The sequence below is a fragment of the Faecalibacterium sp. An77 genome (assembly GCF_002161315.1).
Classification (GTDB): Bacteria; Bacillota; Clostridia; order Oscillospirales; family Ruminococcaceae; genus Faecalibacterium.
The window spans coordinates 1-12,177 of the sequence record NZ_NFHK01000063.1 but is presented as its reverse complement, the minus strand read 5'-3'; the positions used below and the strand labels follow the sequence as shown (position 1 = coordinate 12,177).

The 12,177-nt window shown below is 53.3% G+C and carries 11 protein-coding genes; 7 read left to right on the top strand and 4 right to left on the bottom strand.

Annotated features, from left to right (window positions below):
* Positions 1-531: 531 nt before the first annotated feature.
* The 4 genes from sfsA to B5G28_RS13155 form a co-directional block, all read right to left on the bottom strand.
* Positions 532-1,197 (bottom strand): DNA/RNA nuclease SfsA, encoded by a 666-nt coding sequence (gene sfsA / locus B5G28_RS13170; RefSeq protein WP_087249534.1) that lies wholly within the window; start codon positions 1,195-1,197, stop codon positions 532-534.
* Positions 1,198-1,230: 33 nt separating this feature from the next.
* Positions 1,231-1,662 carry a Type 1 glutamine amidotransferase-like domain-containing protein gene (locus B5G28_RS13165; protein ID WP_255396779.1) on the bottom strand — a complete coding sequence of 144 codons (432 nt, stop codon included), beginning with the start codon at positions 1,660-1,662 and terminating at the stop codon, positions 1,231-1,233.
* A gap of 5 nt (positions 1,663-1,667) precedes the next feature.
* Positions 1,668-1,898, bottom strand: a complete 231-nt coding sequence (locus tag B5G28_RS13160) for a hypothetical protein (RefSeq protein ID WP_144265556.1) — start codon at positions 1,896-1,898, stop codon at positions 1,668-1,670.
* Positions 1,899-2,478: 580 nt separating this feature from the next.
* Positions 2,479-3,408, bottom strand: coding sequence for an AraC family transcriptional regulator (locus B5G28_RS13155; RefSeq protein ID WP_242967624.1), 930 nt, complete (start codon positions 3,406-3,408; stop codon positions 2,479-2,481).
* 109 nt (positions 3,409-3,517) lie between these two features.
* On the opposite strand from B5G28_RS13155, the gene gmd reads away from it, so the two are divergent.
* The 7 genes from gmd to istA form a co-directional block, all read left to right on the top strand.
* Positions 3,518-4,564: a GDP-mannose 4,6-dehydratase gene (gene gmd / locus B5G28_RS13150; RefSeq protein WP_087249526.1), complete on the top strand. Its 1,047-nt coding sequence runs from the start codon at positions 3,518-3,520 to the stop codon at positions 4,562-4,564.
* A gap of 1 nt (position 4,565) precedes the next feature.
* Complete coding sequence (locus tag B5G28_RS13145; protein WP_087249524.1) at positions 4,566-5,654, top strand: glycosyltransferase; 1,089 nt, start codon at positions 4,566-4,568, stop codon at positions 5,652-5,654.
* Positions 5,655-5,670: 16 nt separating this feature from the next.
* A complete protein-coding gene (locus tag B5G28_RS13140) occupies positions 5,671-6,615 on the top strand; it encodes a GDP-L-fucose synthase (protein WP_087249522.1) in 945 nt (314 codons plus the stop codon).
* A 65-nt stretch (positions 6,616-6,680) separates the two neighbouring features.
* Positions 6,681-7,997, top strand: coding sequence for a sugar phosphate nucleotidyltransferase (locus tag B5G28_RS13135; RefSeq protein ID WP_087249520.1), 1,317 nt, complete (start codon positions 6,681-6,683; stop codon positions 7,995-7,997).
* The gene (locus B5G28_RS13130; protein ID WP_242967623.1) at positions 7,966-8,964 is read left to right on the top strand and encodes a type I phosphomannose isomerase catalytic subunit; all 999 of its coding nucleotides are present in this window, start codon (positions 7,966-7,968) and stop codon (positions 8,962-8,964) included. Before B5G28_RS13135 ends, B5G28_RS13130 begins: the two co-directional genes overlap by 32 nt.
* Before the next feature lie 5 nt (positions 8,965-8,969).
* Positions 8,970-10,661: a phospho-sugar mutase gene (locus B5G28_RS13125; protein WP_087249515.1), complete on the top strand. Its 1,692-nt coding sequence runs from the start codon at positions 8,970-8,972 to the stop codon at positions 10,659-10,661.
* Positions 10,662-11,015: 354 nt separating this feature from the next.
* A partial coding sequence (gene istA / locus B5G28_RS13120) for an IS21 family transposase (protein ID WP_242967622.1) occupies positions 11,016-12,177 on the top strand: 1,162 nt, incomplete at its 3' end.

Sequence of the window (12,177 nt, the reverse complement as noted above, 5' to 3'; positions counted from 1 at the left end):
CACCGCTCCATCGGCCTTTCGGCCGCCCCGCCTTCTTTGTGGCCGGGCCGCGAGTTACGGAAGTGTCATTGTCTGGAAGTACCAGGAGGCTGAACTATTCGGTTTTCAAGGTGCTGCGTTGGTCTCTGGCAAAAGCCTTTCACTATTAACAGAAAACGGCGTTAAAAACGAGGGGTGTTTCACAAAATCTTCACTTTTCTTTTTGGGAAAGTCCTCTTGTTTGGTCGGCATAAGGTGCTGAACCGATTTCTGATAAAAGCATACCAGAGTTTTTCCTCTTTGGGAGTGACTGGGAGTACACCATTTGGTGTACTCTTAGTACACCTTTCTTTGAAAGTGCCTACTACAATAATATCTTAAGTTCCTCTTTGACGGGAGTGACCATCTGTCACAGTTTACTGTGACGGGTTGTCACACCTTCCAAGTCTTTCATCCTTCAGGCACAAAAAACTGGCAGACAGCCGCAGCCTCGTTCAGACTGCTTCTGTCTGCCAGTATTCCATGCGCTGTCCTCCCGGCCAGCGTTTTGTTTTATCCTTCTCTCTGATCCACAATATCCAGAGAATCCCTGCCTACCCGGCAGAGCAAAAAGAGAACTTTCACCCCAGCCGCCTTTGCCCGGGACAGAGCCTCGCCGAAAGCCGGGTGAGTGTCCACATTGGGCCGCACCTCGGTGATCCCTTCCATCTGGATTACAAAGGCCACCCCGCAGCGGACCCCGGCCTGCTCAGCCTGGGTCAGTTCCTGAAGGTGCTTGACGCCCCGCTCGGTAGGGGCGTCGGGGAAGTAGCCGATGCCGTTTACTTCCAGAGTGCAGCCCTTCACCTCCAGCAGGTAGAGCTGGCCTGCTCTTTCCATGGCGAAGTCGATCCGGGATTTGCCGTAGGAAAACTCAGGGTGAATCGCGTCAAAGCCCTGGGGTTCCAGCCACTCCTTCACCACCTTGTTGGGAGCCTGGCTGTCGATGTTGACCCAGCCCAAGCCCTCTTTCCGGACAGCTACCAGATCATATTTTGTCTTGCGGGCAGGGTTATCCGACACTTCCAGCCGGACATCCGCCCCTGGCAGCAGGAGTTCCCTGCAGCGGCCGGTGTTCTTGACATGGACTGTTTCTTCTTTGCCGTCCAACAGGACCTTGGCGATAAATCGGTTGGGGCGGGAGAGGAAGGTGGCATCAAGGATGGTATTATACTTCATATTGATTTCCTTTTCTGTTCAATGGGCTTCGGTTCAGGGAGTAAACACTTTTATATCCCCCAGAAAATTCACTTTAGAGCCATCCACCACGATGGCAGCTCGATCTGTGACCATCGCATAGATTGTTTTCTGGCGTTCCTCTAGAACACGTTGGATCGCCTCATTTTGGACAGGGCTGTCTTCATAATGTACTTCCAAATAAAAATCTTTCAGAATTGGAAGACCTTTAAAATAAGTAAATTCCGGGTAATCTTGGTCCGGCGACAAATGATACTCCTGCAGTTGAATGAGTGCACCGGCGCTGTATCCCATCACAACTCCCTGGAACTGAAGGATGGCGTCTCTCAGATTGAAGTCATCGATTCGTTCCATCATCCGATCCGGCATTCCTCCGGGCAGATAAAGTATATCCGCATTGCGAATTTGTTCTGCCGCTTTGGATTTCGCATCCGTATAGTAATTGATCCATTCTATATGATCTTCAGGAATTCCATAGCGAAGAAACGGGAAACCATACTGTCATAATATCGCCCGCCGCTTTTTCCACACAGTATCTTCCAGTCGCGTAGGTTTTGAACCTCCCCGTCACGATAGGAAAAAGCCAGAATAACCACTTTATCGCTGGGATGAATATAGCGTTTAAGTTCCTCATAAAGAAAATCAGCCGAAAAATTCAAGACATCCAGCAGAATATTAATCATAATCAACCCCCATTTAAATCTTTTGTTTTTCATCTTGTCACACGATTTCTATCCATAGCGGCACCTTCGTCAGTCCCTTTAAAGGCTTCAACTTACAGATTTCGCAATACTGCTAAATAAATTAGATATCGTCTGTCCATCAGGCACCTGTGCATTGTAGGTATAGTATCATTCCATGGCCGCAGGCTGCCAGCAACCAACGCTTCCGGACGTATGTCCATTTTTAAATTGCTTTTTCAACCTTTTTGATAAAACAATCAAAGCGTTCTCAGAACGCGCAGCCGCAGAAGGAACTTCCGCGATCAACAGGGGATTGGGGCGTACCCCAACAAGCAGCGTCTGGCAAAGTGGATAGCCAGAGGCATAGCTTGCCCATTATATGGCTAACCAAAAACGAAATCACATTTTTTAAATATGCCATTCTGCTTTTTTCAAACACAAACTTCGCAAGCAGGGCCTTTGTATACACAAACGCAAAAATGCTTGTTGGTGCTATGCTCCAAACCCCGTGAACTGTGCTGGAACATCACATAACACTCCGTTGTATCTTTGCTATAATAATTTCCCTTCTATGCCAACATCACCACTTCTTTCGGTACTCCCCTGGCGCAATCCCTTCAATCTTCCGGAAAATGCGGGCGAAATAATTGGAATCGGGAATCCCGCACTCCACTGCGATCTTTTCAATGGGCAGTGAGGTAAACCGCAGCAGCCGTTTGGCCTGGGTGATGCGCAGCTCCAGCAGATAGCGGTTGATGGTCATACCATACTGCTCCGAAAAAATTTTGCTGAGGTAAAACTTGTTGATGTAAAACTGTTCGCTCAGCTGGTCCAGGGTGATCTTCTGTTGGTAGTTCTGGTCCAAGTAATTTTTGATCCTCTGCAGATTGCGGCGCTTTTCAGATACATGGGGCGCCCGGTCGGGGTTCCAGGCCTCTTCCATTAGAACAGTGAGTAGAGAGGTTAGCTTTTCGCAAATCTTCATATCCCGTACATAGGAACTGGATGATGCCACTTCAAAGAGCTCCTCCAAAATGCTGTCGAATGCTTCGGCCCTTTGGGTGTGGAAACAGGGCATGCCACCCCGCTCCAAATATTTATCATAGATGGCGCCCATGTTGGGCCCGTTGAAATGAGCCCATTTTAATCTCCACAAGTCCTCTGAACTTTGGTGAAAGTGCTCTTGACGGCAGTCCAGGAAAACACAGTCACCGGGGCCAAGGGTGTAGGTCCGGTCCTGATAGCGCAGGGTGCCATGCCCTTCCAACACCATAAAAAATAGATAGGACGCCAGACCCTGCCGGTGGCTGACATGGGGCTTTTTTGCCTTCAATTCGCCGGTTTCCTGTAAGTACAACAGTGCATTTCGTGCAAAGGGCGAAGGAGTATAGAGAATCCGCTTGGAAGCTACAATATCCCCCTGGAATAGACCTTCATCCACAGGCTTTTCCTCCTTTTTCCATTTTGTCCAGTATACACCAAAAGCCAAGATAATGCTACTATTCTCCAAGAAAGCCCCTGTTTCTGATCAAAAGAATACATTATAATACAGTAAATCGCTTTGAACAGGCGACAAAATGGATTGTAAAGTTTTCACTTGTTTGATACATGGAGGGAATATGAAGAAAGCATTGATTACCGGCATCACCGGTCAGGACGGTTCCTACCTTGCTGAGTTCCTGCTGGAGAAGGGCTATGAAGTTCATGGCGTCATCCGCCGGGCTTCCATTTCCAACACCGGCCGTATCGATCACCTGATCGCCAAGAACGCCATCACTCTGCACGACGGCGACCTGTCCGATTCTTCTTCTCTGATTCGGATCATCGGCCTGGTGCAGCCCGATGAGATCTACAACCTGGCCGCTCAGAGCCATGTGCAGATTTCCTTCGACGCTCCCGAGTACTCCGGCGATGTGGACGCTCTGGGCGTCCTGCGTATCCTGGAGGCCGTCCGGATTCTGGGCCTGACCAAGAAGACCCGCGTCTATCAGGCTTCCACCTCTGAGCTGTTCGGCAAAGTTGAGGAGATTCCCCAGCGCGAGACCACTCCCTTCCATCCCTACAGCCCCTACGCTGTGGCCAAGCAGTACGGCTTCTGGATTGTCAAGGAGTACCGCGACGCTTACGGTATGTTCGCCGTCAACGGCATTCTGTTCAACCACGAGTCTGAGCGCCGCGGCGAGAACTTCGTCACCCGCAAGATCACTTTGGCTGCCGGCCGGATTGCCGAGGGCCTGCAGGATCACCTGGAGCTGGGCAACATGGACTCCCTGCGTGACTGGGGCTATGCCAAGGACTACGTCGAGTGCATGTGGCTGATTATGCAGCAGGAGAAGCCCGAGGACTTTGTCATCGCCACCGGCGTGCAGCACACCGTCCGTGACTTCACCGAGAAGGCCTTTGCTGCCAACGGCATCACCCTCCGCTGGGAGGGCAAGGGCCTGGATGAGAAGGGCTACGATGTTGCCACCGGCAAGATGATGGTCTGCGTCAACCCCGCCTGGTTCCGTCCCACCGATGTGGACAACCTGTGGGGCGATCCCACCAAGGCCAAGACCGTCCTGGGCTGGAATCCCCAGAAGACCAGCTATGAAGAACTGGTCTCCATCATGGCCAAGCACGACCGCGAGCTGGCCAAGCGTGAAAAGGCCATGCTGAACGTCTGAGATGCAAACCTGTAATCTCAGCTTTTACTTATCGGACCACGGTTTCGGGCACATTGCCCGGAACCTGCCCATCATCGCCGAGGCGGCCCGTCGGACCACCGGCCTGCTGTACTTGGTCTGCGGTGCCCGGCACCTGGCTTTTGCCAAAGAAAACCTGTGGGAGATGCTCTCCCCCGACCAGCTGGACCGGATTCGGTACCAGGAGGAGCACACCGACATCGGGCTGATTTTGCAGCCCGGCACCCTGCTGGTGGATGTGCCCGCACTGACCCAAGCCTGTCAGTCCTATCTGGACCAGCTACCTCAGCGGGCAGCTCAGGAAGCCGACTGGCTCCGGCAGCATCAGATTGGGGCAGCCCTCTGCGATATGCCGCTCTGGTCCATTTCGGCCTGTGAGCAGGCCGGGGTACCGCTGCTCTATCTGGGCAACTTCACCTGGACCGAGCTGTATCGGGAGTTTCTGCCCGAGGCCATCTGGAAAGCTTACGCTGCTCAGTACACCAAAATCCGGCACGGGATGCTGTATGCGCTGCACAATCCCGAGATGCTGGAATTTCTGCCAAACGCAGAACTGACAGAGACCTCTCTGGTGGCCCGGCCCTTCCACCCGGAACAGATTGAGGCCATCCGCAGCCGGCACAGCTGCCCCATCGTCTTTGTGGCGCTGGGGATGTCGGCCCAGTTTACACAGCCCATCTCGGTGGAAGGGGTCAATGCCCACTTTTATACCACTGAGGGGGTACCGCTGACCGGCAGCAATGTCACCACCGTTCCCTATACCACTTTAAATACCCAGGACTATGTGGCGGCGGCTGACTACGTCATCACCAAGGCGGGCTGGGGCACGGTGGCCGAATGCCTGTTGTCCCAAAAGCCCATGGCCCTCTTTGCACGGGATTCGGTGCTGGAGGACCGCACCACCATCTCTCTGCTGGAACAGCAGGGTCTGGCTCTGAAAATCACCTATGAACAGCTGGCCGATATGCCCCAGCTGCTGGAACGGCTGGCCCGGGTCCATAAGCCTGAGCCTTCCACCTTTACCAATGCCGCAGCTGAGATTGCATCCCGGCTGCTGGCGCTGACTGTATAAGAAGGAGCATCCAATTATGATGGAGAAAAACGCAAAAATCTATGTGGCGGGCCACCGCGGCATGGTGGGTTCTGCCATTGTCCGTGAGCTGCAGCGCCAGGGCTATACCAACATCATTACCCGCACCCACAAGGAACTGGACCTGACCCGTCAGGACGCCGTAGAGGAGTTCTTCGCCAAGGAGAAGCCTGAGTATGTCTTCCTGGCAGCCGCCAAGGTGGGCGGCATTGTGGCCAACGAGGAAGCCCTGGCCGACTTCATGTATGACAACATGATTCTGGAGATGAACGTCATCCACTCCGCCTGGCAAAACGGCTGCAAGAAGCTGGAGTTCCTGGGTTCTTCCTGCATCTATCCCCGGATGGCTCCCCAGCCCATGAAGGAGAGTTGCCTGCTGACCAGCGAGCTGGAAAAAACCAACGAGGCTTACGCCCTGGCCAAGATCAGCGGCCTGAAGTACTGCGAGTTTCTGAACCGCCAGTACGGCACCGACTACATCTCGGTGATGCCTACCAACCTCTACGGCCCCAATGACAACTACCATCCCACCCACAGCCACGTCCTGCCTGCCCTGATCCGTCGTTTCCATGAGGCAAAGGTGGCCGGCCTGGACACCGTCACCTGCTGGGGCGACGGCAGCCCGCTGCGTGAGTTCCTGTATGTGGACGACCTGGCCAACCTGTGCGTCTTCCTGATGAACAACTACTCGGGCAACGAGACAGTCAACGCCGGCACCGGCAAGGAACTGACCATCAAAGAGCTGACCGAGCTGGTGGCTAAGGTGGTTGGCTACACCGGTAAAATTGAATGGGACACCTCCAAGCCCAACGGTACCCCCCGCAAGCTGCTGGACGTGTCCAGGGCAACTGCCATGGGCTGGACCTACAAGACCGAACTGGAAGACGGCATCCGTCTGACCTATGAGGACTTCCTGAACAACCCGATGCGGGCCGAGCGATAAACCCAAAGAGGGCCGCATTCCACAACGGATGCGGCCCTTTGCGTTTTTGTATAAGGAGAAAGACTATGAATCTCGTATTGCTGTCCGGCGGTTCGGGCCAGCGTCTGTGGCCCCTTTCCAATGACATCCGTTCCAAACAGTTCATCAAGATCTTCCACAACGAGAAGGGTGAACTGGAGTCCATGGTCCAGCGTGTCTACCGCCAGATCAAAACGGTGGACACCGACGCCACCGTTACCATCGCCACTTCCAAATCCCAGGTTTCGGCCATTCATAACCAGCTGGGCGAGGATGTGGGCATCAGCGTGGAGCCCTGCCGCCGGGATACCTTCCCGGCCATCGCCCTGGCCGCCGCCTATCTGAAGGACGTGCAGGGTGTGGGCGAAGAGGAAGCCGTGGTGGTCTGCCCGGTGGACCCTTATGTGGAGAATGATTACTTCGAGGCTCTGAAAGCTCTGGGCGACCGTGCCGCTGTCAGCAGCGCCAACCTGGTCCTGATGGGCATTGAACCCACCTATCCCAGCGAGAAATACGGCTACATCATCCCCACCAGCAAGGACAACCTGAGCAAGGTATCCATGTTCAAGGAAAAACCCACCCAGGATGTGGCCGCCCAGTATATCGCGCAGGGTGCTCTGTGGAATGGCGGCGTGTTCGCCTTCAAGCTGGGCTACGTTCTGAAACGCGCCCATGAGCTGATCGACTTTGTGGACTATAACGACCTGTTCGACAAGTACGACACCCTGAATAAGATCAGCTTTGACTATGCCGTCGTGGAGCACGAGCCCGAAATCGAGGTCATGCGGTTTGCCGGCACCTGGAAAGACCTGGGCACCTGGAATACCCTCACCGAAGCCATGGACAGTCATGCAGTGGGCGAAGCTCTTTTCAACCAGACCTGCGACAATGTCCATGTGGTCAACGAACTGGGTGTGCCCATCCTCTGCATGGGTCTGAAAGACGTGGTGGTTTCCGCCAGCCCCGAAGGCATTCTGGTCTCGGACAAAGAAGAGTCCAGCTACATCAAGCCCTTTGTGAATACCCTGGATACCAAAGTCATGTTTGCCGAAAAATCCTGGGGCAGCTTCCGTATTCTGGATATTGAAGATGAGAGCCAAACCCTCAAGGTCACCCTGATGCCCGGCCATCACATGAACTACCACAGCCACCAGCACCGGGACGAGGTGTGGACCATCATCTCGGGCGAAGGCCGCACCGTGGTGGACGGTATGGAGCAGAAAGTGACTGTAGGCGATGTCATTACCATGGCGGCTGGCTGCCGTCACACCATCATTGCAGACACCGAGCTGCAGCTGATCGAGGTGCAGCTGGGCAAGGAGATCAGCGTCGATGACAAACAGAAATATGACTACGAATTTTAAGCCCTTCCTGCTGAAACCTGCCGCCAAAGATTATCTCTGGGGCGGCACCCGCCTTAACGATGAGTTTGCCAAGGGAATCGATCTCGACCCTCTGGCCGAGACCTGGGAGTGTTCCACTCACCCGGATGGTCCCAGTGTGGTGGCCAGCGGAGAATTTGAAGGCCAGACTTTGACCCAGGTTCTGGCCGACCATCCGGAATATCTGGGCACTCGTCATCCCGACGGCAAGTTTCCTTTGCTGATCAAGTTCATCGACGCCAAAAAGGACCTGTCGGTGCAGGTGCATCCCGATGACGCCTATGCCATGGAGCACGAAAACGGCCAAAACGGCAAGAGCGAAATGTGGTATGTGCTGGACGCCTCCAAGGATGCCCATCTGGTATACGGTCTGAAACATGATTGTACTGAGGCTGAAATCCGGAAGGCCATCGCAGACGGCACCCTGCTGCGCTATCTCCAGCGCGTTCCCATTCAGAAGGATGACCTATTTTTCATTGAGGCTGGTACAATTCACGCCATCGGCGCAGGTGCCTTAATTGCCGAGATTCAGGAAAATTCCAATCTCACCTATCGTCTCTACGATTACGACCGAGTGGGTAAAGACGGCAAAAAGCGGGAGCTCCATGTGGATAAAGCCATGCAGGTGGCCAACTTGAAAAGCAGTTCCCAGCCCCGCCAGCCCCTGCGGGTTTTGAAATACAAGCCGGGTGCAGCTTTGGAATTTTTGACTCGCTGCAAGTATTTCGAGGTGTACCGTGTACTGCTCAACGCCGAGCGCCGTCAACTGGTGCAATACCGGGCAGACGAGGTTTCCTTCCGGGTCATGCTCTGCATCGGCGGATGCGGAACCATCCAATTTGAGGGAGGCAGCATCCCATTTTTCAAAGGAGACTGCATCTTTGTACCGGCTGATTCGGTCACCATGACCATCACTGGACAGGCGCAGTTCCTGTTTGTGAGAGGATAACAACAATGGATTACAGAAAAGAATACGAGCGCTGGTGTGCCTGTGCATCGGCAGACGCCGACGTGGCTGCTGAGCTGAAAACCATGGACGATGCCAAAGTGGAGGACGCTTTCTACCGGGATCTTTCCTTCGGCACCGGCGGCCTGCGGGGCGTCATTGGCGCCGGCACCAACCGGATGAACATTTACACTGTCGCCAAGGCTTCCCAGGGCTTGGCTGATTACTTGAACAAGCATTTTGACAAGCCTTCAGTGTCCATCGGCTATGACAGCCGGATCAAGTCGGATGTCTTCGCCAAGGCTGCCGCTGGCGTCTTTGCCGCCAACGGCGTCCAGGTCAACATCTGGCCCGTCCTGATGCCTGTGCCCACCGTTTCCTTTGCCACCCGCTATCTGGACACTTCGGCAGGCGTTATGGTGACTGCCTCTCACAATCCTTCCAAATACAACGGCTACAAGGTCTATGGCGCTGATGGCTGCCAGATCACCACCGAGGCCGCCGCCGAGATTCTGGCTGAGATCGAGAAGCTGGACATTTTTGCAGACGTCAAGAGCATCTCCTTTGAGGAAGGCCTGGCACAGGGTAAGGTAAAGTACATTCCGGATGAAGTTTACACCGCCTTTGTGGAAGAAGTTAAAAAGCAGTCAGTGCTCTTTGGTGAAACGGTCAACAAAGATGTGGCTATTGTCTACAGCCCGCTGAACGGTACCGGCCTTAAGCCGGTGACCCGTACTCTGAAAGAGATGGGCTATGCCAACATCACGGTGGTCAAGGAACAGGAGCAGCCGGACGGCCACTTCCCCACCTGCCCTTATCCCAACCCTGAGATCAAGGAAGCCATGGCCCTTGGCATGGAATATGCCAAGAAGTGCCACGCTGACTTGCTGCTGGCCACCGATCCTGACTGCGACCGTGTGGGCATTGCAGTGCGGAACAAGGACGGAAAGTACGTGCTGCTGTCCGGCAATGAGACCGGCATCCTGCTGCTGGACTATGTCTGCTCCCAGCGGGTGAAACACGGCAAGATGCCCACTGATCCTGTCATGGTGAAAACCATTGTCACCACCGACATGGGCCAGCAAATTGCCGACCACTACGGCGTCCGGACCATCAATGTCTTGACTGGCTTCAAGTTCATTGGTGAGCAGATTGGCCTGCTGGAAAAACAGGGCAAAGCCGCCAGCTACATCTTTGGCTTTGAGGAGAGCTACGGCTACCTGTCCGGCAGCTATGTTCGTGACAAGGACGGCGTCAACGGTGCCTACCTAATCTGCGAGATGTTCAGCTACTACGCCACCCAGGGCATTAGCCTCCTGGACAAACTGAACGAGCTGTATAAAACCTACGGCTACCGCCTGAACACTCTACACAGCTATGAGTTCGACGGCAGCGCTGGCTTTGCCAAGATGCAGGGCATCATGAAGACCTTCCATGAGGAAGTTGGCCCGGGCAAACAGGTGGATTCCTTTGCGGGTAAGAAAATTGAAAAGACCCTGGACTACAGCCAGGGTCTCGACGGTCTGCCCAAGTCAGATGTGCTCAAGTATCTGCTGGAGGGCAACTGCTCTGTGGTGGTCCGGCCCTCAGGCACCGAACCTAAGCTCAAAACCTATATCTCGGTGAGTGCGGAAAGCCGGGAAAAGGCTGAGGAAATGGAGAAAGAAGTTGTGAAGGGGCTGGAGAAGTTCCTGCACTAATGCAATAAAAACAGTCTCTAATATGCACATAAAGACTGAGATGCGGTGGTTATAGGTGGCTGCCACGTCTCGGTCTTTTTGATATTATTAGGGTCGGGAATGTGCAACCAAGTATAGTCGTAAGGTAACCGCTCCATAATCCCCCGACTGTAAAAAAGTACTGACCTGTGAGAAAATAAGAGAAAGTATCAAAAGTCTTAGAAATCTCAGAAGTCTCGCAGGTATCACCGCCGAAGTATAATAGCCCCATAGCGCCGAACAAAAATTGACCCACGCCTAAAAACCGGCTATCCTAAAAGTGTGTCGAATACTTTTAGGGAGGATAGTCGGATGATTAGGAGTGGGCTTATACTAATGATAAAAGATTTAGCAGGAAAAGGCAAGAGCGCTTATGCGATTGGGCAAGAAATTGGAATCTCCAAAAATACGGCCCGCAAATATATGGAGCAGGCGGATCGGCAGCATGGGCTAAAGGGCGTTTCCAAAGGGTCCAAGTTAGATCCTTACAAGCCGCAGTTGAATGAATGGATGGGACAAGGTATCTTCAATTGTGTTGTTCTGTTGGAACGACTGCGAGAACTTGGATATGACGGCGGAATGAGCATTTTAAAAGCATATGTTCATCCCTACCGGCCAGCCAAGGCAGCACCTGCCGTACGGCGATATGAAACGCCCAGCGGCAAGCAAGCGCAGATGGACTGGGGCATTTGTCAATATCTAGACCAAAATGAGAAGCTTCACAAAGTAGCAGTTTTTGTAATGATTCTGGGATATTCCCGCGCCAAATACATTGAATTCATAAAACGCTGTGACCTGCGCAGCATGGAACGCTGTATGTTAAATGCATTTCAGTATTTTGGAGGTGTTCCTAAAGAGGTCCTGACCGATAATATGAAAACTGTGGTCACAGGGCGTGAAGCGGGCAAGGTGATTTGGAACACACAGTTTTCTGATTTTGCCGTCGAGATGGGATTTGTTCCAAAGGTATGCCGGGTAAAAACGCCCCAGACAAAAGGCAAAGTAGAGCGTTTGGTGCGGTATGTAAAGGAGAATTTTTTCCCGGGCCGCAGCTTTGTAGACCTGGAAGATCTGAATCGCCAGGCGATTGCCTGGTGCAAATCAGTTGACTCAAGGCCTCATGGAACAACTTGCGAGATCCCTCTGCAAAAGCTGGAACAAGAAGAACTTTTCTCCTTACCTTCCCAGGAGATTCAGGACCGCTACCGCTGGGAAACGAGAACAGTTACAAGAGATGGACTTGTAAGCTTTGACGGCATCCGGTATGGTGTACCCTGGCAGTACAGCGGAAAGGAAGTACAGGTTCGAGCAGTGAAAGGGCAGCTGGAAATCTATTATGGAGAGATCCTTCTAGCCCAGCACCAGCTGCAGTACCATATGGGTAAAATTGTCTGGTTGCCCGGCCAATACAAGGGCCTGGCAGAGCGCAAAGGGATTGCCGCTCCTTATCCAGCAGCACGCCAACAGGACGTTCGTGTAGAAGTTCGTTCTCTGCATT